Source organism: Intestinimonas sp. UBA1698, from assembly GCF_002320075.1.
GTDB lineage: Bacteria > Bacillota > Clostridia > Oscillospirales > Oscillospiraceae > Intestinimonas > Intestinimonas massiliensis.
In genome coordinates this window covers 39694-63643 of sequence record NZ_DCJO01000041.1, presented here as the reverse complement: position 1 = coordinate 63643, position 23950 = coordinate 39694, and the positions used below count along the sequence as shown (strand labels likewise).

Here is a 23950-nt window from a genome sequence, read left to right as displayed (position 1 = left end):
CCGCGGGGTTCCCTTTTCTGTTTTCACTTTACGGCGGGGAACTCCAGCGTCAGGGTGGTGCCCTGACCGGGTTCGCTCTCCAGGGTGACGGCGCCGCCGTAGAGCTGGGTGATGTGCTTGACGATGGCCAGCCCCAGACCGGTCCCCCCCGTCTTGCGGGCGCGGCCCTTATCCACCCGATAAAACCGCTCGAACACCCGCTCCTGGGCCTCCTTGGGGATGCCGATACCGGTGTCCGCCACGGTGATGAATACCCTGCCGTCGGTCTGGCGGACCCCTACGTCCACCCGGCCGCCGGGCTCGTTGTACTTGATGCCGTTCTCCATCAGGTTGGTCAGCAGCTCCCGCAGGCGGCCGGGCGCCATGGCCACCTGGGTCTCCACCCCGGCCAGGGACACCGTCACCCCCGCCCGCTCGGCCATGGGCTTCAAAAACTCCCGGGCCTCCCCCGCCACGGCCAGCACCGACGCCCGGTCGTCCGGCTGGGGCATTGCCACCGACTCCAGCTCAGACAGCTTGAGCACGTCGTTGATCAGCTCCACCAGCCGGTCCACCTCCACGCCGATCATGGTGATGAACCGCTTCTGGTCCTCCGGGTCCTTCACCATGCCGGAGGAGAGCATGTCGGTAAAGCCCTTGATACTGGTCAGGGGGGTCTTGAGCTCATGAGAGACATTGGCGGCAAACTCCGAGCGGACGGTCTGGAGCTTCTCCCCCTCCTGATCGAGCTCCTCCTGCTTCAATTCCAGGGGCTGCGCCGTACTGATGGCCAGCTTGCGGGCCAGCAGCAGGGTGAGGACCAGGGCCACCGCCGCCGCCGCCAAAAAGCCCGCCACTCCCTGGAGCACCAGGGCGTTCACCGACGAGATGGGCATGGAAACCCGGCCGATGTTGCCGTCGGTGAAGCGGCGGGCCTCATAGAGCATGGTGGTGCGGGTGGTGTCCGAGGGCCGGATGGCCTCCCCGCTCCCCTTCGCCAGCGCGTCCTGGAACTCCGGCCGGTCGGCGTGGCTGGCGGTCACCTCCCCCCAGGTGTCGGACAGCACCGAGCCGTCCGGGGCGATGATGGTCAGGCGCTTATCCGGCGCCGCCACGGCAAACTGGGCCGACCAGGCCGCCGCGTCGGTATAGTAGCTCTGGGCGTCCATCAGGTTCAGCAGCTCCACCAGCGTCTGGCGGGCGGCGGTCAGCTCCCGGTTCCGGTACGCCCACACGCCGAACACGCTGGACAGGGCGATGCCCAGGGCGGCGATCAGAAAAATGTAGGTGGTCAGGCGTTTTTTCATGGCGGCTCCCCCTTACGGCATCTTATAGCCCACGCCGCGGACCGTCTGTATGTACCCCTCGCCCAGCTTCTGGCGCAGGGTCTTGACGTGCATGTCCACGGTGCGGGTCTCCCCGGCAAAATCGTAGTCCCAGACGGCGTGGAGGATGTCGTCCCGGGTCAGGACGGTCCCCCGGTTCTCACACAAGAGCTTCAAAAGCTCAAATTCCTTATAGGTCAGCTCCACCGGAATGCCGTCCCGGCGGACCTCCCGGGCGGCGGGGTCGATCTCCAGCCCGTCGCACTTCAGAATGGCCGGGGTCTGGGGCCGACCCGTCCGGCGGAGCACCGCCTTCACCCGGGCCTGGAGCTCCATGATGCCGAAGGGCTTCACCACATAGTCGTCCGCCCCCTGCTCCAAGCCCTTCACCCGGTCCAGCTCGGCGGTGCGGGCGGTGAGCATGATGACGGGAATATGGGCCGTATCCGGCGCCCCCCGCAGACGGCGCAGAATCTCCAGCCCGTCCATCCCCGGCAGCATGATGTCCAGGATGTAGAGGTCGGGCTGCACGTCGTGGACCGCCTGAAAGTAGTCCTCCCCGGATTCAAAGTCCTCCACTCCGTACCCCACCGAGTGAAAATAATAGCGGAGCATTTCGCGGATGCTCTCGTCATCCTCGATGATCGTAATCAGGTCCGGCACGCGGCATCTTCCTTTCCATATGGCTTTATCCCCCGGGGAAGCCCCGGGGGACACGCAATGCGCTGGGGGTGCGGCCTCAGAGCTGGCCCGTCACGCAGAAGATCGCCCACTGGGCGATGTTCACCGCGTGGTCCGCGATGCGCTCCAGGTACTTGGCGATGATGATGAAGTCGATGGACAGGTCGGCCTCGTCCCGGTTGGCCGCCACCTGGTCGATGAGCTCGCCCTTCACCTGCCGGAACAGATCGTCCACCTCGTCGTCCAGGTTGATCACCGCGTGGGCCGTCTCCACGTCCCGGCCGGTATAGGCCGAAATGGCCTGGCGGACCATCAGTCCTGCCTTGCAGGCCATGACCCCGATGTCCTGAGGCACCTTCACCTCCCCGTGATTGCTCAGCAGCAGGGAGATCTCCGCGATGTTGGCCGCCTGGTCCCCGATGCGCTGCAGGTCGGTGACCATCTTCATGGCCGCCGAGATGGCCCGCAGGTCCCGGGCCACCGGCTGCTGCCGCAGCAGCAGGTTCAGGCAGCGGTTCTCAATGTCCCGCTCCATCTGGTCCAGGGAGGCCGTCATGTCGATGGCCGCCTTGGCCGTCTGCTCGTCGTCGGTGGACAGGCTCTCCGTGACCACGTCGATGGCGTCCTGGGCCTGACGGGCCATGGCCGTCAGCTCCTCGTTGAGCTCCAGCAGCTCCGCGTCAAATGTCTTGCGCATGGTGACCCTCCTTTAACCAAACCGGCCGGTGATGTAATCCTCCGTCCGCTTGTCCCGGGGCACGGAGAAGATCTGGGTGGTATCCCCATACTCAATGAGCTCGCCCAGCAGGAAGAAGGCGCACTTGTCCGAGATGCGGGTGGCCTGCTGCATGTTGTGGGTCACAATCACTATTGTATAGGAATTTTTCAAATCTGCAATCAAATCTTCAATCTTTGACGTAGAAATTGGGTCCAGGGCCGAGGTGGCCTCGTCCATCAGCAGAACGTCCGGCTCCACCGCCAGAGCTCGGGCGATGCAGATGCGCTGCTGCTGGCCGCCGGACAGGCCCAGCGCCGACTTCTTCAGCCGGTCCTTTACCTCGTCCCAGATGGCCGCCCCCCGCAGCGATTTTTCCACGATCTCATCCAGCTTGGCCTTGCTCTTGATGCCGTGGGTCCGGGGGCCGTAGGCGATGTTGTCGTAAATGGACATGGGGAAAGGATTGGGCTTCTGGAACACCATGCCGATCTGACGGCGGATCCAGGTCACGTCCACGTCCGGGGCGTAGATGTTCCTGCCCCGGTACTCCACCCGGCCCCGGATCGTCACGCCGGGCACCAGGTCGTTCATCCGGTCCAGGGTCTTCAAAAAGGTGGACTTGCCGCAGCCCGAGGGGCCGATCAGGGCGGTGACCTGCTTTTCCGGGATATCCATATTCACCGATTTCAACGCCTGGTTCTCTCCGTAAAAGAGGTCCAGGTCCTTGGCGGAGAGGATGGGAGTCTGGTTCATAGCTGCCGCTCCTTCTTACTTTTTGAGCTTTTTGCCCACCAGCTTGGCGCACAGGTTGATGAGCAGAGTGATGATCATCAGGATGGCCCCGATGGCAAAGGCGATGTCAAACTGGGCCCGCTCCTTGGCAAAGACGTACAGGGCCACGGTGAGGGTGGCGCCGGAGCTCTGGGTCAGGCCCAGCCAGGTCTGGGCCAGGCTGGCGCCCAAGTCGCCGTTCCAGACGAAAAAGCGGTTGAGCGTGGTGGACATGCCGGCGGTGAACATCAGCACCGCCGACTCCCCCACGATGCGCCCCACCGCCAGGATGCAGCCGGTGACGATGCCGTCGATGGAGTTGGGCAGCACCACGGTGCGGATCATGTGCCACTTGCCCGAGCCCAGGCCCAGCGAACCCTCCCGGTAGGACTGGGGCACCGTCTTGAGCGACTCCTGTGTGGTGCGGATAATGGTGGGCAGAGTCAGGATGACCAGAGTCAGGGAGGCCGCCAGCAGAGTCTTGCCCAGGCTCATAAACTGACTGAAGATCAGCACCCCCACCATGGCATAGATGATGGAGGGGATGCCCGCCAGGGTCTCGGTGGCAAACTCGATGGCCGCGACCAGCCGGCGGTTGGAGGCGTACTCCGTCAGGTAGACCGCCGCCCCCACGCCCAGCGGCAGCACCACCAGCATGGTCACCACCACCACGTACACCGTGTTCAAAATGCTGGGCAGGATGCCGGTGGTGTCGTTGAGGATGCTCTCCTGGGTGGAGACCAGCTCCCAGGTGATGTGGGGCAGGCCCCGGTAAAAGATGTAGCCGATCAAAAACAGCAGCAGGGCGCAGGTCAGCCCCGCGCACAGGTACAGCAGCCCCCGGAGGGTCCGGTCATAGACCCGGCGGCTGAGAGAGAGGGGATGTTGCTCTTTCACGGTATCCCTCCGTTCGGCAGTTTTGGGCCTGACGCCTTCCTTGACTTCGTCCATAGCTTACCCCTCCTTCTCCCGTTTTAAGACCAGATTGAGCAGGATATTGATGAGCATGATGAACAGGAACAGCACCAGGCCGATGGAAAACAGGGCCTGCCGCTGCAGGCCGGAGGAATAGGACATCTCGCTGGCCACGGCGGTGGTGAGAAACTTGACGCTTTTGAGCAAAGAGGGCATATTGGCCACGTTGCCCGCCACCATCAGGATGGCCATGGCCTCGCCGATGGCCCGGCCGATGCCCAGCACCACCGAGGCGGCGATGCCGCTTTTGGCCGCCGGGACGGAGACCCGGAAATAGGTCTCGATCTCGGTGGCGCCCAGGGCCAGGGATGCCTCCTCATACTCCCTGGGCACCGCCTTGAGGGCGGTCTCGGACACCGAGATGATGGAGGGCAGGATCATCACGGCCAGCACGATGATGGCGGCCAGCAGGCTGTCGCCGGCGGGCAGGCCGAACAGGTTGCGAATGGCGGGCAGCAGCACCACCATGCCCACCAGGCCGTAGACCAGGGAGGGGATGCCCGCCAGCAGGTCCACCGCCGGGCGGACCACCGCCGCCACCTTGGGGGGCGCCACCTTCGCCAAAAACACCGCCGTCATAAAGCCGATGGGCACTCCGATGAGAATGGCCCCGGCCGTGCCGTAGATGGAGGTGAGGATGAAGGGTAGGATGCCGAACTGCGGGTCGGTCTTGTTGGTGGAATCCCACGTCTTGCCAAACAGGAAATCCACCAGGCCGATTTCCCGGATGGCGGGCAGCCCGGAGAGGATCAGATAGACCGTGATCAGCAGCACAAAGGCCACCGCGATGAAGCCGCAGACAAAAAAGAGGGTGTGCATGGCCGTCTCCGCAGGGCTCATGCGACGAGTCAGTTTCAACGGGATCAACCTTTCCATTCCACTCTGGAATCTCTTTGATAGGGCGGAAACCCAAGACACGCACCGGGCCGGCGCGCGCCTTGAGTATCCGTTTCGATTGCGCTTGTTTACGTCGCGGGGGGCACCGCGCCGGCCTTCACGATCAGTTCGGCCACATCGCCGCTCATAGCGTAGTCCAGGAAGGCCTGGGCCGCGTCGGAGAGCTGGGCGCCGTCCTTGGTGACGATGAGGAAGGGGCGCTGGATGGCGTAGGTGCCGTCCTGGACCGTGGCCTCGGTGCACTCCACGCCCCCCACGTTCACCGCCTTGACGGTGTCGTTCAGAGCGGACAGGGAGGCGTAGCCGATGGCGTTGGGGTTGGAGGCCACGTTGCCGATGACATCGCCGGTGGAGGAGTACTCGTTGGTGTACTTGCAGGCATCCGTCACGCCCACGATCTCCTCAAAGGCGCCGCGGGTACCGGAGCCGGCCTCACGACCGATGACCGCGATGGGGCCGGCCGCGCCGCCCAGCTCGGACCAGTCGGCGATCTCGCCGGTGTAGATCTTGGCGATCTGCTCCACCGTCAGGTCGGCCACGGTGTTGGCGGGGTTGACCACGATGGCCACGCCGTCCAGGGCCACCACATGGGCCACGGCGCCGTTGGCGGCCTCTTCGTCCTTCAGCTCACGGGAGGACAGGCCCAGATCGCAGGTGCCGTCGATGGCGGACTGGATGCCGGTGCCGGAACCGGAGCCGTTGTAGTTGATGGTGACGCCGCCGTTGTCCTGCATGAAGGACTCGGACAGGACCTTGACCACCTTCTCCATGGAGGTGGAGCCGTCGGTGTTGACCACGCCGGACAGCGCGGCGGGAGCCTGGGAAGCCTCCTGAGAGGGGCTGGCGGGGACGGAGGCGGAGGGAGAGGCGGAACCGCCGGCGTTGCTGCTGGAGCAGCCGGCAAAGAGGCCCAAGCACAGGGCCAGGGAGCAAATCAAGGCAAGACTCTTTTTCATTTTGTTTTCATTCTCCAATCCAAATATGGTTTCTCGGAACGATTTACAGTATACAGGGCTTTTGTAAAGTTGTCCTTCAGCTCTTCGTAAAGTCTGTGTAAAGCATAGTCTGCCCCCTTTGTAAAGAAAAACGCCCCTCCGCCATGCGGAAGGACGCTTTACAATTTCTTTTTTCGTTTTACAAACCCAGCCAGCGCCGCAGATCAGGCAGATCCGGGGCGATATGGACGCTGGGGTAGGGGACGAAGGCGGCCGCCGGCGTGGTGCCGTTGAGGACGGCGCAGAAGTCCGTCCCCGCGGCCTGGGCGGTCTGGGCGTCGATGACCGTGTCGCCGCAGTACAGCGCCTGCCGGGCCGTCAGACCCAGCCGGGCCAGGCCGGCGGTCAGGCCCTCCGGGTCGGGCTTGGGGCGGCTCACCCGGTCCCCGCCGATGACGAAGGAAAACATCTGATCCAGGCCGTGCCGGGCAAAGATGCGCTCCAGGGTGTCGGTGTGCTTGGTGCTCACCACTGCCGTGGCCACCCCCGCCGCCCGCAGGGCGGACAACAGCTCCCCCGCCCCGGGGAACAGGCTCACCTGGCCCTTGGCCTGCAGCTCCCGGGCCACCGCCCGGAAGTGCTGGTAAAAGGTCTGCCGGCGCGCCTCGCTCTCGTCCCCCGTCAGCAGGGTATAGGCGTCCGTCACCTGCATTCCCACGGTGCGGCGGACGGCCTCCCGGTCGGGCTCCGGCAGGCCCAGCGCGGCAAAGCCCGCGGCAAAGCCGGCAACGATGGCGTCGGTGGCGTCTCCCAGGGTATAGTCAAAATCGAACAGAACGGCCGGATAGACCATTGGAACCCTCTCCTCTCCATGGAAACGCGGGGCCGCCCCGCGGCGCCCCGCATCCGTGTTCACTCGTACTGCTTTCGTCCGGTGGTGCTGGGGATGCCCAGCTCGTCCCGGTATTTGGCCACCGTGCGCCGGGAGAGCTCACAGCCCTCCCGGGCCATCCGCTCACACAGCTTTTGGTCCGACAGCGGCTTGTGCTTGTCCTCCCCGCCGATCAGCTTTTTCAGCAGAGCCTTGGCAAAGTCGGGGGAGGAGGCGTTCTCCTCCGTGCCCGGTCGGGCCGCCGGCGCGCCCAGGCTGCGGGAAAAGAAGTAGCTCAGAGGGTAGACCCCGCTGGCACACTGGAGATACTTGTCCCGCACCGTCCGGCTGACGGTGGACTCGTGGACCCCCACCTTCTGGGCGATGTCCGCCAGGCACATGGGCTTCAGATGGCCGGGGCCCCGGCGGAAAAATTCCTCCTGGAGCTCCAGGATGCACTCAGCGCACCGCAGAAGGGTGGAGCGCCGCTGCTCGATGCTGTGGACCACCCACTTGGCCTGCCGCACCTTGCCCATCAGATAGTCCTTGACCTCGTTGTCCTCGGTGCTCTTGAGCATCCGGCAGTAATAGCCGCTGATGTTCAGGTCGGGGAAAAAGTAGTCGTTGGTGAGTAGCTCAAAGTGGTCGGGAAAGTTGACCACAAAGAGGTCGGGGTTAATGTAGACCAGGTTCTCCCGGGCGGCAAAGCCGCCGCCCGGCCGGGGGTTCAGCGTGCGAATCAGATCGCAGGCCGTCCGCACCTCCTCCTGGCAGACCCCAAGGCTCTTGGCGATGAGACCGTAGCGGCTCTTGCTCAGGGGGTCCAGGTAATCCCGCGCAATCCGGATGGCCAGCTCGCTGTCCTCATGCCGGCGCTGCAATTGCAGCACCAGGCACTCCGACAGATTCCGGGCCCCCACGCCCGCGGGCTCCAGGGATTGCACCGCCGCCAGAGCCTTCTCTACCTCCTCCACCGGCTTGCCCAGCTCCTCCGCCAGATCCTCCACGCTCTCGTCCAGCCAGCCGTTCTGGTTCAGGCTCTCCACCAAAAAGCGCCCCACCGGGAGCAGCTCCGGTTCCAGATCCATCACCTCCAGTTGGGACAGCACATAGAGATACAGGTTCTCCTCCCGCTCGTCTACGGTGCCGTAATTGGAGATCGGGTCCTTCTCGTCGTCCTCGGTGTCCTGCTGGTGATAGTAGCGGTTCTGCGCGTCGGTGGACTCCAGCCACTCCAGCTTCCGCTGCAGCACCGCCGTGTCGTCCCCCTTGCCGTATTTCTCCTCCATCTCCAGTACCGGATTCTCCTGGACCTGATCCTGGATGTACTCCAGCAGCTCCTGAGAACCCATCTGGAGGATTTCCATGGACTGCATCATCTGGGGCGAAAGAGTTTGTGTCTGCTTCATCGACATGCTCAGTTCCATGTTGCTTCCTCCATTCCACAGGTTTCATTCGACTGTTTTCTATCCTTCTAATTGTACCACAGCCGGAGTCAAAATACAACGGAAACCGGGCCGCCCGGCGGCACTCTTATCGGTAGAAAATGCGGTTCGAACCGCAGAACGGCCCGAAAAAGCCCCCGGTCCGGGCGGTCCGGACCGGGGGCAAAGCCCTATTCCTCTTCCAAAAACGCCTTTGCGCCGTAGCGCAGGCAGCGCCGGAGCCGGGCCTCTCCACGCTTGATCGTCCGGGAGACGGTGGACTTGTCCACCCCCAGCTTTTCCCCGATCTCCCGCATGTTGAGGCCCTGGCCGTAGTAGAGCAGCAGGAACTCCCGCTGCCGGGCCGTTACGTCCTCCCGAAGGGCCCGGACCAGGTTCCGCTTCACCCGGTCGAGCTGCGCGCTGTTGTCGGAGGCCATACTGCGGGCGTAGACCGCCATATCCGCCGCATAGGCCCGCCCCCGCCTATAACGTGTATCTGGCATTGCGGCGATACCCCCTCTCGTAATACCGTTCGGTCAGCACGGCCAGGTCCCTGGCCTCCCGCCACATGGCGGTGAGCATATGGATGCGCTCCGCCATGCGGCAGCGCTCCTCCTCCGGCAGGTCCGGAAAACGGGCCTCCAGCTCCCGAATGCGTCCTTTCAGGACCTGGGCATGGGCCCGGTATTCGCTTGATAATTCCAACAGGGTCATTCTTTTTTCTCTGATGCCTCCCTAGGTCTCCGTTCCCAGGCGCACCCGGCGCACAGCGGCCCCGCCGCCGTCGGCACCGCCCGGTCCCAGCGGTAGAGCTCCCCGCCGCACCGGCAGCACCACGCCTTCGGCGCCTCCCGCTGCACATCCCGCAGCGGGTCCGTCCGTATCCTCCCGCTCCTCGTAACTGCCTCCCCAAAAGAAAATCTGCATTTTCGGATTTTTCTGGTTGACAACCAAACTCCTTTCTGGTACAATAACCGTTGCTGTGGACGAGCTAAGTGCTGGTGTAGCTCAGTTGGTAGAGCAGCTGATTTGTAATCAGCAGGTCGGGGGTTCGAGTCCGTCCACCAGCTCCATCGTCACGGGACGCAAACTGAATATGGAGGAGTTCCCGAGTGGCCAAAGGGGACAGACTGTAAATCTGCTGCTTAACGCTTCGGTGGTTCGAATCCACCCTCCTCCACCACGTCGGAGCAAGCTTACCGCTTGCTCCGACCTTTTTTGTCAAGCTTCGCCTCCCTTTTTTCCATCCCACAGAGAAAGCAGGAAGCCCACATGTCGGAGACCCTTTTCTTCGTTTTGGAACTGATCGGCACCATCGCCTTTGCAGCATCCGGTGCGATGGTCGGCCTGAAAAAGGGCATGGATATCTTTGGCGTCGCCATCCTCGGTCTGTGTACCGCCGTCGGCGGCGGCGTGATCCGGGACCTGGTCCTGGGGATCACGCCCCCGGTCACCTTTCAGGACCCGGTCTACGCCCTGATTGCCATCGCCACCTCCATCGCCGTCTTTCTCCCCGCCGTCCGGAGCCGCCTGGAGCGGGGGAGCCGTCTGTACGACGTGGTCATGCTGCTGATGGACTCCATCGGACTGGGCGTATTCACCGTGGTCGGCGTTCAGAGCGCCTACAGCGTATCCAGCTCCTACAGCATCTTCCTGCTGGCCTTCGTGGGCGTGATCACCGGCGTGGGCGGCGGCGTGCTCCGTGACGTGCTGTCCGGCGACACCCCCTACATCTTCGTCAAGCACTTCTACGCCTGTGCCTCCCTCATCGGGGCGCTGCTCTGCTCCCTGGCCTGGATGCCGCTGGGCAGTACGGCCGCCACTCTTTTGGGCGCGGCGGCGGTGGTGGCCCTGCGCCTGTGCGCAGCCTACTTCCGCTGGAACCTGCCCAAAGCCAGCCCAAGCCCCGGCGGGGCGCGGCGCTGATGCCACGCTCCCTGTCCCGTCTATCACCATCCACTGGAGGAATGCATCGTGCACCGCAAAGGCATCTTCTGTACCGCGCTCTCCGCCCTGCTCTTCGGCGTCACCCCGCTGCTGGGCCGTCTGACCTACGGCATGGGCAGCAACGCCCTTACCCTCACCTTCTATCGCAACGCGCTGGTCATCCTCCCTATCTTCCTCCTGCTGCGCCTCCGCAAGATCTCCCTGCGTATCTCCCCCCGGCAGCTCGCCACGGTCCTGGCGGTGGGCATCCTGGGACGGGGCTTCACCACCCTCATGCTCTACGACTCCTACCGCTTCGTGGGCATCGGCATCGCCACCACCCTCCACTTCCTCTATCCCGTCTTTGTGGCCGTCCTGTGCCGGGTCGTCTTTCACGACCGGCTGGGCCGGGTCCGCCTGGCCGCCCTGGTCCTGGCCGGCATCGGCGTGCTCTGCTTTCTGGAGCGGGACAGCGGCCCCGTCTCCGGCGCCGGCCTCGCCCTGGCCACCATCTCCGGCTTTACCTACGCCTGCTACATGGTGTGCACCGAAAAAACCGTCATCCGGGAGATGGACCCCCTTGTGGTCTCCTTCTACATGGCCATCGGCGTGTCCTGCGCCATGCTGGCCGTCCACATCCCCACCCGCCAGATCGTCTTCGCCCTGCCGCCCAAGGCCATGCTGCTCACCCTCCTGGTCGCCCTGTGCACCTCCTTCCTGGGCGTGGTCCTGTTCCAGATCGGCATCTGCTACCTCAGCGCCACCACCGCCGCCATTTTCTCCCTGCTGGAGCCCATCGCCAGCAACCTGTGCGGCATCCTGGTCCTGTCCGAGCCCGTCACCCCCGCCAAGGCTCTGGGCAGCCTCATCATTCTGGCCGCCGTGTTCCTCATGGCCCGGTTCAAGCCCGCGGAGGCCGCCGATCCGGCCGCCGTTGAATAGAACTCATGTTCTATTGCATGCCCATCATAGCACCTTTTTTCCGCCCGCGTCAATACAACTAAGGAATTTTATCGAACTTTCGTTCTATAAAAAGTCCCAGACATGGGACAGCAGCACGCACAAGGCCGCCGTCTGGAGGACTCCAGACGGCGGCCTTGTGCAATCTCATTTTTCAGAACTCGGCGTTGCCCACCGTGCGCGGGTGGGGCAGAACGTCGCGGATGTTGCCCACGCCGGTGAGGTACATCACCATGCGCTCGAAGCCCAGGCCGAAGCCGGCGTGCCTGCATCCGCCGTAGCGGCGCAGATCCAGGTACCACCAGTAGTCCTGGGGGGCCATGCCCAGCTCCCGGATGCGGCGCTCCAGGACGTCCAGCCGCTCCTCGCGCTGGGACCCGCCGATGATCTCGCCGATGCCCGGCACCAGGCAGTCGGCGGCCGCCACGGTCCTGCCGTCGTCGTTCAGGCGCATATAGAAGGCCTTGATCTCCTGGGGATAGTCGGTGACGAACACCGGCTTTTGAAAGACCTGCTCGGTGAGGTACCGCTCGTGCTCGGTCTGGAGGTCGCAGCCCCAGTCCACCGGATAGTCAAACTTGTGGCCCGACTGCTTCAGCAGCTCGATGGCCTCGGTGTAGCTCACCCGGCCGAAGTCGGAGGAGGCCACATGCTCCAGCCGCTCTTTCAGGCCCTTATCCACAAAGGAGTTGAAGAAGTTGATCTCGTCGGGGCACTTCTCCAGCACCGTGCGGATGATAAACTTGATCATGGCCTCGGCCACGTCCATGTCGCCGGCCAGGTCGCAGAAGGCCATCTCCGGCTCGATCATCCAGAACTCGGCGGCGTGGCGGGTGGTGTTGGACTTCTCCGCCCGGAAGGTGGGGCCGAAGGTATACACGTCCCCAAAGGCCATGGCAAAGTTCTCCGCGTTGAGCTGGCCGGACACCGTCAGGTTGGCCGGCTTGCCGAAGAAGTCCTGGGTGTAGTCCACGGCCCCGTCCCCGGTCTTGGGCACGTTGTCCAGATCCAGGGTGGTCACCCGGAACATCTCGCCCGCCCCCTCGCAGTCGGAGGCGGTGATGATGGGGGTGTGGACATAGACGAAGCCCCGCTCCTGGAAGAAGGTGTGGATGGCGTGGGCCGCCACGCTCCGCACCCGGAAGGTGGCCGAAAACAGGTTGGTCCGGGGCCGCAGATGCTGGATCGTGCGCAGGTACTCCACGCTGTGGCGCTTCTTCTGCAAAGGGTACTCCGGAGCGGAGGGGCCCTCTACCGTGATGGAGGTGGCCTTCACCTCCAGGGGCTGCTTGGCCCCGGGCGTCAGGACCACCGTGCCGGCCACCGTCAGGGCGGCGCCCACGTTCTGCCCGGCGATCTCCTTATAGTTGGACAGGGTGGCGGCCTCCATCACCACCTGGAGGTTTTTGAAGCAGGAGCCGTCGTTGAGCTCGATGAAGCCGAAGGTCTTCATGTCCCGGATGGTGCGGGCCCAGCCGGAAATCCGGACCTCCCGGCTGCCGAAGTGCTCCTGATCGGCAAAAATCTGGGCAATCTTTGTGCGTTCCATGGGTTTACTTCCTCTCTCTACGTCGTTGTAGGGTTCCACAGTACCCTATATTATAAGGACTCCTGCGGGATTTTACAAGGGTTTGTGAGGCGGAATGACCCCAGGGCCCACTTTCCTTGCTTTACCGCCGGGTCGTCACCCAGAATACCCACAGCGCCGACAGCCCTGCGGCGGCGGCATAGAGGCCCGTCCAGCCCAGCCAGGCCGACAGGCCGTAAAACGCCACGGCGGCGGGAGCGGCGAAGGGCAGGGCCAGGGCGCCCAGCCAGGTCCGCCCCAGCAGTCCCATGACGGCGGAGAAAAAATGGATGGCCCCCGCCGCCAGGGAGACCGTCCGGAGCCGGCTGTCCTCCCCCGCCAGAAAGGTAAACACCGCCCAGAACACCACATAGCACCCGGTGCCCAGCACGTTGACCGGCCCCGCCGGGCCGCCATACCAGGCGCCCGCCCAGTTGCACGCCGCGGTCAGGGCCAACGCGCCCAGGACCCCGCCCAGCCAGAGCCCCCGCTTCATCGCGCCCCTCCTCTCTCCTCCCCGCGCCGCCGCCACCGCCGCACCACGGCGGCCAGCAGATTGGCCCCCAGGGCCAGCAGGGCATAGACAACCCCCTGCTGCCAATCATAGGGCACATGGGGCCAGAGCAGATTGGGCAGGAAGCTCACAAACGCGGTCAGGGGCACCAGAGGGCACAGCCCCCGGGCCAGGCCGGAGGCCCAGCCCGTCAGCAAAGCCACGAAGGGGTAGGCCAGCCAGGGCAGGAGCAGCGCCCGCAGCAGGGGCACGTCAGGGGCGTCCAGCACCTCCGCCAGCGGGCGCAGCAGCAGGAAGAATCCGGCCAGCAGCAGGGCGTAAGGCAGGCTCTCCCGCCCGTTGAGGCGGGACGGCGACGGCGCAGGCAGGTCCAAGGCGGAACGCAGGTCGTCCAGCTCGGCTCGCCAGCCCAGCCACCGTACCAGCCAAACCGTCAGATAGAGGAAGGTATAGAGCCCCAGAAGCAGCAGAACGGCCGCCGGGCTGGGCCCGACCAGCTCCAGCAGCCAGCCCAGCAGGAGCACCAGCCCTCCCGTAACGGCAAAGTGGAGCAAGGACCGGGCGGCCAGGGCGGGGCCATAGTCGTCGAAGGGCAGGGTGGCCACCCCCACCGAAGCGCCCAGAGCAAAGGTGACGGCGCACTGGGCCGCCAGGGCCAGGCCCTCGGAGCCGAAAAAGGCCGCCGCGCCGTGGGTGACCCACTGGAGATGGCGGTAGTCCGGCCGGCCGCCGAACAGGGTGATGCTGCCGATGCAGACGACCCCCGCCGCCATGAGGGTCAGCCCCACAAATCCGCCGATGAGGATGCGCTTTCTCCACTGTTTCTGTACGTCCGTCATGCTCTTCTCCCCCTCCCCAGGCCCAGGGCCTGCTTGATCTTGGGCACATACCGCCGGGAGACCCAGCACACCGCCGCGCCCCCCGCCAGCGTCATTTTAATGGTTCCCGCCAGGGACAGGTCCAGAGCGGTCACCTGCTTCAAATTGACGATCTCCGAGTGGGAGATGCGGACGAAGACCCCGGGGTCCAGCCGCTCCTCCAGCTCGTAGAGCCGCAGCTTCACCAGATACTCCCCCGCCGGGCTCTGGGCGTAGACCCCCTTGTTGGCGGCGTAGCACCGCAGCAGGTCCCCCGGCTCCAGGGGGATCGCCTCCTCCCCCCGCCAGCCCGTCAGGCCCCGGGGCTCCAGGCTCCGGACCAGGGCCCGGACCTCCTCGGTGAGGGCGGGGGCCGTGACGGTGACCGTGGGCTCGGCCCGCGCCGGGTCGATCTTTATTTCCACCTTCAAGTCTTCGCCCCCCTTCCCCTTCAGTATAGGGCATAAAAGGGCCGTCTGTCCACTGGTCCGGGACAGACGGCCTTATTTTATGGATATTCGGTCAGGAAATGGCCTCGCTCCCCACGGTGTAGGTCCAGGTCCCGTCGTCGGCCTGGACGGCGGTGCAGTCCTGGAAGAAGTAGGCCCCCAGCCCGGAGCGCCACTTCTGGGCGTCGAAGGCGGTGAGCACCGGGGGGCTCCCTTCGGCGATGTCGGGCAGGCTCCACGCCGCATCCTCATTGGTGCGGATGGAAAACAGCGCCCCGTCCTCCCAGTGGTAGAAGGCGGCCCCCTCCGGCGCGCCGTCCCCCTCCAGAGGCTGGGCGGTGAAATAGCCCTGCTCCTTCAACTCATCCCAGGTCCCCTCCACCGACGTCAGACCGTGGGCATTGCCGAAGGCCCAGGCCACGGCGGACTTTTCGCTCTCGGACAGGTCGGTAACCGAGCTGAGGTCCACACCCAGCTCCGTGATATCCCCGTTGAGGCCCTCATCCACCGCCCACAGGTCCTCCAGCACCTGGAGATAGAGTCCGCAGCGGTCGTCCCGCTCCGTCCTGGTATGCTCCACTGCGGAGACGTTGCCAAACTGGGCGGGGAAGGTCTCCAGCAGCAGGTCGTAATACACGTTGATGAGTTCTCCGTTCTCCACCGGCCGGTCCAGCGGCAGGTCCTTCGTGTTCAGAACGCAGACCTCACCGGACGTCCCACCGTTGGCCGCCAGCACCAGCTCCCCGGTCTCCGCGCCGGAGACCACCCGGAAGGTGGCAAACCAGGGCGCCGAATCCACCGGGCCTGTGGCCCCGGCCTCCGGGGACTCTGTCGGCTCCGGTGTGGGAGCGGAAAAACCCGCCCCCGGGGCGGCGCAGCCCGCCAGCAGGGCAAGGCCCAACAGCAGGGCCGTCCGCGTGGCTTTTTTCATAGTCGCAGACCTCCTTTTTCTTTCTTCAGACGCTGCCGGGTCTTTTTTGTTCCCTCCGGGCAAAATACCCTTGACTTTTTGAAAAAAGCAGGTAAACTAATCATGTGATTACTTGTATAAATAATTGCTTAGGAGGTGTCCCCATGACCCAGCGGGAAGCCCAGATCCTCCAGTGGATTCAGGAAAATCCCCTGATCTCCCAGCAGGAGCTGGCCGACCGGGCGGGCATCACCCGCTCGTCGGTGGCCGTCCACATCTCCAATCTGATGAAAAAGGGCTACATCGACGGCAAGGGCTACATCGTCCGCACCGCCCCCTACGCGGTGGTGGTGGGCGGGGTGAACATGGACATCGGCGGCACCCCCCTGGCCCCCCTGGTCCGGCAGGACTCCAACCCCGGCCGGGTGCGGATGAGCCTGGGCGGCGTGGGCCGCAACATCGCCCACAACATGGCCCTGCTGGGGCTGGACGTACGCATGATCACCGCCCTGGGGGACGACGTATATGCTCAGAAAATCACCACCTCCTGCATCGAGCTGGGCATTGACCTGGCCCACAGCCTGCAGGTGCCCGGCGCTTCCACCTCCACCTACCTCTTCCTCACCGACGAAAAGGGGGATATGGAGCTGGCCGTGTCCGACATGGAGATCTACGACCACCTGACCCCCCAATTCCTGGCCGGCAAGGAGCCGCTTCTGAACAACGCCCGGCTGGTCATCTGCGACACCAACATCCCCGAGCCGACCCTGGCTTGGATCGCGTCACACTGCAAGGCCCCCGTGTTCGTGGACCCAGTGTCCACCGCCAAGGCCGTCAAGGTCAAGCCGGTCCTGGGCCGGCTCCACACCCTCAAGCCCAACCGCATCGAGGCCGAGCTGCTCTCCGGCGTGGCCATCACCGGCGACGAAAGCCTGGCCCGCTGCGCCGACGTGCTGCTGTCCACCGGGCTTCACCGGGTGTTCATCTCCCTGGGGGGTGACGGGGTGTACGCCGCCGACTACCAGGGCGGGCGGATTAAGGTCCCCTGCGGGACAGCCAAGATGGTCAACACCACCGGCTGCGGCGACGCCTTCATGGCCGCCCTGGCCTGGGGCTGGCTGGAGGGGCTGGGGCTGGAGGAGGCCGCCCGGGCCGGTCTGGCTGCCTCCGCCATCGCCATGGAGGGGGCGGAGACCATCAACCCCGCCCTAAACGCCTGCGCCGTCCGGGCCCGCGCCGGGCTCTGAACCGATCCCATCCATCTTAATTTGTATTTTATCATTTTGGAGGTAATCAATAATGTCTCTCAACTCGTATCTGGACGTCTCCCCCGAGGTGGCCGCCGCCCTCGCCGCCGGTAAGCCCGTGGTGGCCCTGGAGTCCACCATCATCTCCCACGGCATGCCCTACCCTCAGAACGTGGAGACCGCCCTCCAGGTGGAGTCCATCATCCGGGACAACGGCGCCGTGCCCGCCACCATCGCCATCCTGGGCGGACGCCTGAAGGCCGGTCTGTCCCACGACGAGATCGAGTACCTGGGCAAAAAGGGCCAGGCCGTCAACAAGGCCAGCCGCCGGGACCTGGCGGTGCTGGTGGCCCGGGGCGAGGACGGCGCCACCACCGTCACCACCACCATGATCATTGCCCACATGGCGGGCATCCAGGTCTTTGCCACCGGCGGCATCGGCGGCGTCCACCGGGGCGCTGAGACCACCATGGACATCTCCGCCGACCTGGAGGAGCTGGCCCAGACGCCCGTCATGGTGGTGTGCGCCGGCGCCAAGTCCATCCTGGACCTGGGACTGACCCTGGAATACCTGGAGACCCACGGCGTTCCCGTCATCGGCTACGGCACCAAGGAGCTGCCCGCCTTCTACACCCGCAAGAGCGGCTTTTCCGTGGACTACGAGCTGGACTCCCCCGCCGAGCTGGCCGCCGCCTTTCACGCCAGCCAGGGGATGGGCCTTAAGGGCGGCATGCTGGTCACCAACCCCATCCCCGAGGAGTACTCCATGGACCACGCGGTCATCAGCGCCGCCATTGAACAGGCCGTGGCCATGGCCAAGGAGCAGGGCATCCACGGCAAGGCCACCACTCCCTTCCTGCTGGCCACCATCAAGGATCTCACCGGCGGCGACAGTCTGGCTTCCAACATCCAGCTCGTCTTCCACAACGCCCGCCTGGCCGCGCAGACCGCCGCCGAGCTGTGCAGACTCTAAGCATGGACAAACGGCTCCCTTTATGCTAGAATGAGCTCATCAGCCTACGGCGAAGGGAGCGACGGCAATGGCGCGCAGGAAAAAAGGCAAGGACCCGGCTCAGGAAGGTCCGTACAACCCCTACTTCGGGAAGGTCAAGGACGATTCCAACATGGCCAAAAAGCCTGTCTGGACCTGGGCCCTGGCCATTCCCGGCCTGGTGTTGGGGGTCTTCATCGGTATGGGCACCCACGAGCCGGTCCTGGGTCCCGTCTTCGGCGCTATTATGGGCATTGCCATCGGCTCGCTCATCGACAAGCGTCGGGAGCACAAAGAGGAACAATAAAGGCAGGGGACCATGGTCCCCTGCCTTTATTGTTTTTATACAAAATAGCTTTGCTTGAGAATATCTTGTATCGTGAAAGGGGTCGTTATTATGTGTATCTGGCATCTCTATGTCTCCGGTATCCGCTGCGCCGACCTGCGGTTCACGCCCGGCGGGGTGCTCCACGCTCCCCTGGACCCCGAGACCGCCGTCCTTGCCCCCTTCCAGCCCCTCTCCGCCGAGGCGGCGGCCGGCTATCTGGCCCTGACCCACTTCGACCTGGAGGCCCTGGCCGGGCGCATGGCGGAATACGAGCGGCTCTTCCCCGGCCCCCCGGAGGTGGAGACCTCCTGGGGCGCCCGCTACCGCAGCGACGACGGTGTGCGCTGGGCTCAGCGGGAGATCAAATACCCCTGGAACGTCACCGTCTCCGGTGGAAGGCTGGCGGCCTTCACCTGCCCCAGCCGGGAGCGGGTCCACGTGCTGGTCCGGGAGGGCTGCGAGGACGCCACCGTTCTGGCCCGGTGGCGGGCCTACCGCCCCGAGCCCATCCTCCCGGTCCGGCGGGTGGAAAACCTGGAGGTGCCCATGCGGGACGGGGTGGCTTTGTCCACCTCCCTGCTGCTGCCCCGGACGGACCGGCCCGTGCCCGCCGTGCTGGTGCGCACCCCCTACGGCAAGGAGGACGAGCTGGACAACTACATGCGATACGCCTACCGGGGCTACGCCGTGGTGCTCCAGGACGTGCGGGGCCGAAACAAGAGCGGCGGGGCATGGATTCCCAACCACTTTGAGACCGAGGACGGCGACGACACCCTCAACTGGATCGCCGCCCAGAATTGGTGCGACGGCAGCGTGGGCATGGTGGGCGGCTCCTACCTGGGCTATGTCCAGTGGGCGGCCGCCGCATCCCGGAATCCCCACCTGAAGGCCCTCATCAGCGTGGTCTGCGCCGGCAGCGCCTTCCACGACCTGCCCCGGAAGGGGGGCTCCCTGGTGTCCGGGATGCTGGCCTGGGCCTTCTCCGTCTCGCAGCAGCAGTTCGACGGCACCAAGATGGAGCGGGACGACTGGGATGAGGTGCTGGACATCCGGCCCCTGGCCGACCTGCCTCGGAAGGCGCTGGGCTATGACATCCCCTTCTTCCACCAGTGGCTGGCCCACCCGGACAACGACGACTTCTGGCGCTCCGGGGACTGGGCGGAGCGGGGGGCCGGCGTGGACGTGCCCGCCCTCATCGTCTCCGGCTGGTTTGACGACAACGGCGCCGGCACCACCGAGGCCCTGGACCTGACGGCGGACTACCCCGACGGGCGGCGCAAGATCATCCTGGGGCCCTGGCCCCACAGCGGCAACGCCCGCTACGACCTCCATGGGCTGGCGCTGGGCAACGGCGCGCTGCGCGACGACATCGACCTCATCTTCCTCCAGTGGTTCGACCACCACCTTCTGGGGGCGGACAACGGCGCCGAGGCCATGCCCACGGTGCGCTACTACACCATCGGCGAGGAGAAGTGGAAGACCGCCGGAAACTGGCCGGTGCCCGGGGGCCGAACGGTCTTCTTCTACCTGACTCCCGGAGGCGGGCTGTCGGACGCGCTGCCGGAGGAGCAGGGCTGCGACAGCTACACCTACGACCCGGCCGACCCGGCCGAGCACATCATTGACCTGTCGGAAAACGAGCTGGGGGTGCCCGAGGACTACACCCTGGTGGAGCAGCGGCCCGATGTACTGTCCTACACCACGCCGGCGCTCACCCAGCCCCTGGTGCTCACCGGGGACTTCACCGTGGAGCTCTACGTCTCCTCCGACGCGCCGGACACCGATTTCATCGTCCGCATCACCGACGTGGACGAGCACGGCCGGTCCAGGAAGCTGGCCGACGGGGTGCTCTCCGCCCGCTACCGCGACGGGTTCGGGGCCCCCAAGCTCATGGAGCCGGGGCGGGTCTACAAGCTGTCTATCCGCACCTCCAAGCTCTCCGCCGCCTTCCAGCCGGGCCATCGGCTGCGGCTCACCGTCACCTCGGGCGCCAGGAACTTCCTCTTTCCCAACCGCAACACCGGCGCCGGCTTTGACGGCACAGAGGTCCGCCCGGCGGAAAACAGCATCCACTTCGGCGGCATCTGCCCCTCTCGAGTCATCGCCTGGCAGGAAACGCAGCCGTAACGCCAAAGACCTGGCGGACTCTCCAGTCCGCCCGGTCTTTTTTATTTGCTCAGGACAAACAGGTTGGTGTCGCTGACGAAATTCGCCGCGCTGTAAAGGACCAGCACCTGGTCGATCTCGTTTTCCGCGAGATATCCGCTGAGAGGGGTCTTGTTGTACCGGGGGTCCACCAGGTGGATCTCGGAGAAGTGGGCGGTGAGGAAGGGGACCAGGCTGTCGGTGTAGGAGTCCCGGACGATGAGCAGCTTGGGAGCGTCGGTGTGCTCCGTCCGCACCACCGCCAGGGATTGGTTGCCCCCCATGAAAAAGGCGTACTGGTCCTTTTCCTCCAGCTTCGACCAGTCGTAGAGGCTCCCCGTCTGGGGCTCCGCTCCAAGCCAGGAGGTCACCTCCACCCCGTCCTCCGGCACGTACTGGTCGATGACGTCCGGCGTCATCCACCGCACGCCGGAGGAGGAAAAGGTGGTGCCGTTGAAGTCGGTGGAGACCGTGGTCTTTTCATAGGCGCTCAGGGGCACCGGGTCCAGTCCCATGGCCTCCGTCAGGGCGGCGTAGCCGTAATAGGCCCCCAGGCTGGTCCAGTGGTGGTCCAGCCGGTAGTAGATGTCCTCCCCGGCATGGGCCAGCAGAGCCCCCTGGACATCCACCCATCGGGCCCGGGAGGCAGCCGCCGCCTCCCGGAGGATGGCGCTCTCGTCGGCGTTGGGAGCCCCCTCCGGCAGCCGGTCCGCCCACACCGAAACCTTACCGGGGATCAGGGCAAAGTACACCGGAATGTCCACATGTTCCACCAATTTGTTCACATAATTCAGATTATCCGTCACCCTTCGGGCATCCGGCCGGTCAAACCGGGGGATCAGGGTCTCCTTTTTACAGAGATAGATCCCGTTGTTCTCCCCCTTGCCCGAGAGCTTTTCCGCCGCCGCCTTGGCGGCGATCCAGCCGTCCCGGCCCACAAACTGGTCGGTGACATAGCGCTCGAAGTCCGACATGAATTTGCCGCTGAAAAAGTCCCCGGTCCCGGCTGCGCTCCAGCTCAGGGTGAAGTCCCGTCTGTCCAGGGTGGGCCGCTGGGCCAGATAGCGGTTCTCCATGGGGGAAAACTCCCGGTCCGGCGTCAGGGCGTTGGCCACGGCAAAGGCGCCCAGAAAGGCGCAGAACAGCACGGTGATAAAGACAGCGTATTTTTTTGACATGCTTCTCGCCTCCTCAGAACCGGAAATACAGGAAGGGGTTGTAGGTGGCGTCCACCAGATAGGCGGTGGACAGCAGCAGACCCGCCAGCAGCAGCACCGGCAGCGCCGCCTGGACGGCCCGCGCGGGAGCCCTGTGCCACAGGCGGCGGGCCAGGGGGGTGGAGGCCAGGCAGGCCAGGACCAGCACCGGCAGGTAGGAGCGCAGATAGTAGAAGAAGGCCCCATCGGTCAGGCTCCGCCCCGCCAGGCCGAACATCACCGCCAGGTAGGCGCCCAATTGGCCAAAGTCCTCCAGGGCGAAGATGGCCCAGCTCACCGCCACCAAGAGCAAGGTATAGGCGTGCCGGAAACAGGCGGGCCAGCGGTCGATCCACCGCTTCAGAAACAGCTTTTCCAGCATAAGGAGCACCCCGAAATAGAGGCCCCACAGCAGGAAGTTCCAGCTCGCCCCGTGCCAGATGCCGGTCAGGCCCCACACCACCAGCAGGTTGAAGCACAGCCGGCCCCGGGAGACCCGGTTGCCCCCCAGGGGGATGTAGACGTACTCCCGGAACCAGGTGCCCAGGGAGATGTGCCACCGCCGCCAGAACTCGGTGATGCTTCGGGAGATATAGGGGTAGTCAAAGTTGGGCTTGAACTCGAAGCCCAGCATCCGGCCCAGGCCGATGGCCATGTCGGAGTAGCCGGAGAAGTCAAAGTAGATTTGCAGGGAGAACGCCGCCACCCCCAGCCAGGCCCCCAGGACGGTGAGCCCGGCGGCGGGGACGGCCTTGTAGGCATCCCACAGCATCCCCAGGTTGTTGGCCAGCAGCACCTTCTTGGCCATACCCACCACAAAGACCTGCACGCCGGAGGCAAACTTCTCCGCCGTGTGGTCCCGGTGGTCCAACTGCGCGTCCAGGTCCTTGTACTGGATGATAGGGCCGGCAATGAGCTGGGGAAAAAGCGTAACGAAGGTGCCGAAGCTGATCACGCTGCGCTGCACTGGCGCGTCCCCCCGGTATACGTCGATGGTATAGCTCATGGTCTGGAAGGTGTAGAAGGAGATGCCGATGGGCAGGCTCAGACCCAGCCGGGGCATAAAGTCCAGCCCCACGGCGGCCAGGCTCTCGGCCAGGAAGTCCCAATACTTGAAGAAAAACAGCAGGGCCAGGTTGAAGAGCACCGAGGAGCACACCGCCGCCCGGGCCCGGCCGTCCCGCCCCCGCCGTTTGGCCTTCTCCACCAGCATCCCATGGGTGTAGTCAATGGCGATGGAGAGAAACATGATGAGGATATAGACCGGCTCCCCCCAGCCATAGAAGATCAGATTGAAGACCAGCAGGACCGCGTTGCGCCACCGCAGAGGCGTCATATAGTAAACCAGCAGAACTGCGGGCAGATAGAAAAACAGAAACAGCGGGCTGGAAAAGACCAACAGGCTCACCTCACGTCACGGAATGGCGGAAAAGGGCCGGCCCACAGGCCGGCCTTTTGGTATTATACCCGCTTTTCCTTACTTTGTATAGTCGTCGAAGATCTCTACCGCCTGGTCGGCGTTCTCGGTGATGCAGAAGAGGATGTAATTGCCGTTGACCACCAGCTTGTAGTCCTCCACCAGCTCCACCAGCGAGGGGTAGAGGAAGCCGCCGGCTAGGGCCTCCTGCCGGGCCTGGAGCGCGGCCTTGACGGCATCCATCTTGCCGTCCTTCACCTTGGCAATGAAAAACTCGGTGATATGAGCGCTCATCATGGGCAGCTTGCAGACGTAATCCTCCAGGTCCGCCGGGTCGATGCCGTAGGTGCTCTTCAGGTCGTCGCCGGTCAGGTCCATGGAGGAGGGCAGCACGTCGGCCAAATCGGCGGCGATCTGCTCCCACACCTGGGTGACCACAGAGCTGGTGTCCGGGCTCTCGGAGGGGGTGGGGACGGGCGTGGCCTCAGGGCTGGCCTGGGGCTTTTGAGAGGGGGCGGCATTGGGCTTCTCCGAAGGCTTGGGGCTCTGGGAGGGCTTGGCGGCCCCGGGGGTGCTTTCGGGGGCGGCGCCGGGCGTCTCGGTGGGCTCGGTTTCAGGCGTCTCGGTGGGCAGGACCGGCGTCTCGGTGGGCTCCGCCGGCTGGGTGGGCGTGACCATCGGGGTGGTCTCGGGAGGCTGGGAGGACTCGCTGCCCTTGGGGGCGCAACCGGCCAGCAGGGTCAGGGAGAGGGTCCCCGCCAGCAGCAGGGAGAGGATACGCTGATTCATAAGAGTGCTTGGCTCCTTTCGGTTTTGGGTGATACGCTGTCTTGGACGATGGAGCGGCGCAAAAGGTTCCCGATC

The 23950-nt window shown here is 64.8% G+C and carries 26 protein-coding genes and 2 tRNA genes; 8 read left to right on the top strand and 20 right to left on the bottom strand.

Going from position 1 to position 23950, the window contains the following annotated elements; genetic code table 11:
* Positions 1–23: 23 nt before the first annotated feature.
* The 12 genes from B3H64_RS10890 to B3H64_RS10835 all read right to left on the bottom strand — a co-directional run bounded on the left by B3H64_RS10890 (position 24) and on the right by B3H64_RS10835 (position 9506).
* Positions 24–1286 (bottom strand): sensor histidine kinase, encoded by a 1263-nt coding sequence (locus tag B3H64_RS10890; RefSeq protein WP_050619228.1) that lies wholly within the window; start codon positions 1284–1286, stop codon positions 24–26.
* A 12-nt stretch (positions 1287–1298) separates the two neighbouring features.
* Positions 1299–1958, bottom strand: coding sequence for a response regulator transcription factor (locus B3H64_RS10885; RefSeq protein WP_050619644.1), 660 nt, complete (start codon positions 1956–1958; stop codon positions 1299–1301).
* 85 nt (positions 1959–2043) lie between these two features.
* Positions 2044–2682, bottom strand: a complete 639-nt coding sequence (phoU, locus tag B3H64_RS10880; RefSeq protein WP_050619229.1) for a phosphate signaling complex protein PhoU — start codon at positions 2680–2682, stop codon at positions 2044–2046.
* Between the two features lie 12 nt (positions 2683–2694).
* A complete protein-coding gene (pstB, locus tag B3H64_RS10875; protein WP_050619230.1) occupies positions 2695–3456 on the bottom strand; it encodes a phosphate ABC transporter ATP-binding protein PstB in 762 nt (253 codons plus the stop codon).
* A 15-nt stretch (positions 3457–3471) separates the two neighbouring features.
* Positions 3472–4425, bottom strand: a complete 954-nt coding sequence (pstA, locus tag B3H64_RS10870) for a phosphate ABC transporter permease PstA (RefSeq protein WP_238072837.1) — start codon at positions 4423–4425, stop codon at positions 3472–3474.
* A gap of 3 nt (positions 4426–4428) precedes the next feature.
* Positions 4429–5289, bottom strand: a complete 861-nt coding sequence (gene pstC, locus B3H64_RS10865; protein WP_050619232.1) for a phosphate ABC transporter permease subunit PstC — start codon at positions 5287–5289, stop codon at positions 4429–4431.
* A 125-nt stretch (positions 5290–5414) separates the two neighbouring features.
* Positions 5415–6302: a phosphate ABC transporter substrate-binding protein gene (locus B3H64_RS10860; protein ID WP_286735053.1), complete on the bottom strand. Its 888-nt coding sequence runs from the start codon at positions 6300–6302 to the stop codon at positions 5415–5417.
* 178 nt (positions 6303–6480) lie between these two features.
* Positions 6481–7134 carry an HAD family hydrolase gene (locus B3H64_RS10855; RefSeq protein ID WP_050619234.1) on the bottom strand — a complete coding sequence of 218 codons (654 nt, stop codon included), beginning with the start codon at positions 7132–7134 and terminating at the stop codon, positions 6481–6483.
* Positions 7135–7193: 59 nt separating this feature from the next.
* A complete protein-coding gene (gene rpoN / locus B3H64_RS10850; protein WP_050619235.1) occupies positions 7194–8579 on the bottom strand; it encodes an RNA polymerase factor sigma-54 in 1386 nt (461 codons plus the stop codon).
* Between the two features lie 188 nt (positions 8580–8767).
* Positions 8768–9082: a sigma-70 family RNA polymerase sigma factor gene (locus tag B3H64_RS10845; RefSeq protein WP_238072833.1), complete on the bottom strand. Its 315-nt coding sequence runs from the start codon at positions 9080–9082 to the stop codon at positions 8768–8770.
* Entirely contained in the window at positions 9063–9293 is a 231-nt protein-coding gene (locus B3H64_RS10840; protein WP_256303060.1) for a hypothetical protein, read from the bottom strand. Before B3H64_RS10840 ends, B3H64_RS10845 begins: the two co-directional genes overlap by 20 nt.
* Before the next feature lie 21 nt (positions 9294–9314).
* On the bottom strand, positions 9315–9506 hold the full coding sequence (locus tag B3H64_RS10835) for a hypothetical protein (protein ID WP_050619238.1): 192 nt from the start codon (positions 9504–9506) through the stop codon (positions 9315–9317).
* Between the two features lie 70 nt (positions 9507–9576).
* On the opposite strand from B3H64_RS10835, the gene B3H64_RS10830 reads away from it, so the two are divergent.
* The 4 genes from B3H64_RS10830 (at position 9577) to B3H64_RS10815 (ending at position 11447) form a co-directional block, all read left to right on the top strand.
* Positions 9577–9652 (top strand) — tRNA-Thr (locus B3H64_RS10830).
* Between the two features lie 25 nt (positions 9653–9677).
* A tRNA-Tyr gene (locus B3H64_RS10825) sits at positions 9678–9762 on the top strand.
* Between the two features lie 89 nt (positions 9763–9851).
* A complete protein-coding gene (locus B3H64_RS10820) occupies positions 9852–10505 on the top strand; it encodes a trimeric intracellular cation channel family protein (protein WP_278895167.1) in 654 nt (217 codons plus the stop codon).
* A gap of 48 nt (positions 10506–10553) precedes the next feature.
* Entirely contained in the window at positions 10554–11447 is an 894-nt protein-coding gene (locus tag B3H64_RS10815) for a DMT family transporter (RefSeq protein WP_238072830.1), read from the top strand.
* 172 nt (positions 11448–11619) lie between these two features.
* Here B3H64_RS10815 and asnS read toward each other — a convergent pair whose 3' ends face one another.
* The 5 genes from asnS to B3H64_RS10790 all read right to left on the bottom strand — a co-directional run bounded on the left by asnS (position 11620) and on the right by B3H64_RS10790 (position 15783).
* Positions 11620–13014, bottom strand: coding sequence for an asparagine--tRNA ligase (gene asnS / locus B3H64_RS10810; protein ID WP_286735043.1), 1395 nt, complete (start codon positions 13012–13014; stop codon positions 11620–11622).
* A 121-nt stretch (positions 13015–13135) separates the two neighbouring features.
* Positions 13136–13528, bottom strand: a complete 393-nt coding sequence (locus tag B3H64_RS10805; RefSeq protein WP_278895171.1) for a hypothetical protein — start codon at positions 13526–13528, stop codon at positions 13136–13138.
* Positions 13525–14385, bottom strand: a complete 861-nt coding sequence (locus B3H64_RS10800) for a DUF3021 family protein (protein ID WP_286735040.1) — start codon at positions 14383–14385, stop codon at positions 13525–13527. Before B3H64_RS10800 ends, B3H64_RS10805 begins: the two co-directional genes overlap by 4 nt.
* On the bottom strand, positions 14382–14828 hold the full coding sequence (locus B3H64_RS10795) for a LytTR family DNA-binding domain-containing protein (RefSeq protein WP_278895176.1): 447 nt from the start codon (positions 14826–14828) through the stop codon (positions 14382–14384). The genes B3H64_RS10800 and B3H64_RS10795 overlap by 4 nt, the downstream gene beginning before the upstream one ends.
* 97 nt (positions 14829–14925) lie before the next feature.
* Entirely contained in the window at positions 14926–15783 is an 858-nt protein-coding gene (locus tag B3H64_RS10790; RefSeq protein ID WP_286735037.1) for a hypothetical protein, read from the bottom strand.
* 143 nt (positions 15784–15926) lie between these two features.
* Between B3H64_RS10790 and B3H64_RS10785 the strand changes: the two genes are divergently transcribed.
* From B3H64_RS10785 to B3H64_RS10770, 4 genes are all read left to right on the top strand, one after another.
* Complete coding sequence (locus B3H64_RS10785) at positions 15927–17009, top strand: PfkB family carbohydrate kinase (protein WP_238072824.1); 1083 nt, start codon at positions 15927–15929, stop codon at positions 17007–17009.
* A 52-nt stretch (positions 17010–17061) separates the two neighbouring features.
* Entirely contained in the window at positions 17062–17982 is a 921-nt protein-coding gene (locus B3H64_RS10780; RefSeq protein ID WP_050619246.1) for a pseudouridine-5'-phosphate glycosidase, read from the top strand.
* A 67-nt stretch (positions 17983–18049) separates the two neighbouring features.
* Positions 18050–18307, top strand: coding sequence for a hypothetical protein (locus B3H64_RS10775; RefSeq protein WP_286735032.1), 258 nt, complete (start codon positions 18050–18052; stop codon positions 18305–18307).
* A gap of 90 nt (positions 18308–18397) precedes the next feature.
* Positions 18398–20455, top strand: coding sequence for a CocE/NonD family hydrolase (locus B3H64_RS10770; protein WP_286735030.1), 2058 nt, complete (start codon positions 18398–18400; stop codon positions 20453–20455).
* Positions 20456–20496: 41 nt separating this feature from the next.
* Here the strand turns inward: B3H64_RS10770 and B3H64_RS10765 are convergent, their stop codons facing one another.
* The 3 genes from B3H64_RS10765 to B3H64_RS10755 all read right to left on the bottom strand — a co-directional run bounded on the left by B3H64_RS10765 (position 20497) and on the right by B3H64_RS10755 (position 23875).
* Positions 20497–21651, bottom strand: a complete 1155-nt coding sequence (locus B3H64_RS10765) for a DHHW family protein (RefSeq protein ID WP_286735028.1) — start codon at positions 21649–21651, stop codon at positions 20497–20499.
* A gap of 13 nt (positions 21652–21664) precedes the next feature.
* The gene (locus B3H64_RS10760) at positions 21665–23068 is read right to left on the bottom strand and encodes an MBOAT family O-acyltransferase (protein ID WP_286735026.1); all 1404 of its coding nucleotides are present in this window, start codon (positions 23066–23068) and stop codon (positions 21665–21667) included.
* Positions 23069–23146: 78 nt separating this feature from the next.
* Entirely contained in the window at positions 23147–23875 is a 729-nt protein-coding gene (locus B3H64_RS10755; RefSeq protein WP_286735025.1) for a DUF4358 domain-containing protein, read from the bottom strand.
* Positions 23876–23950: the final 75 nt, after the last annotated feature.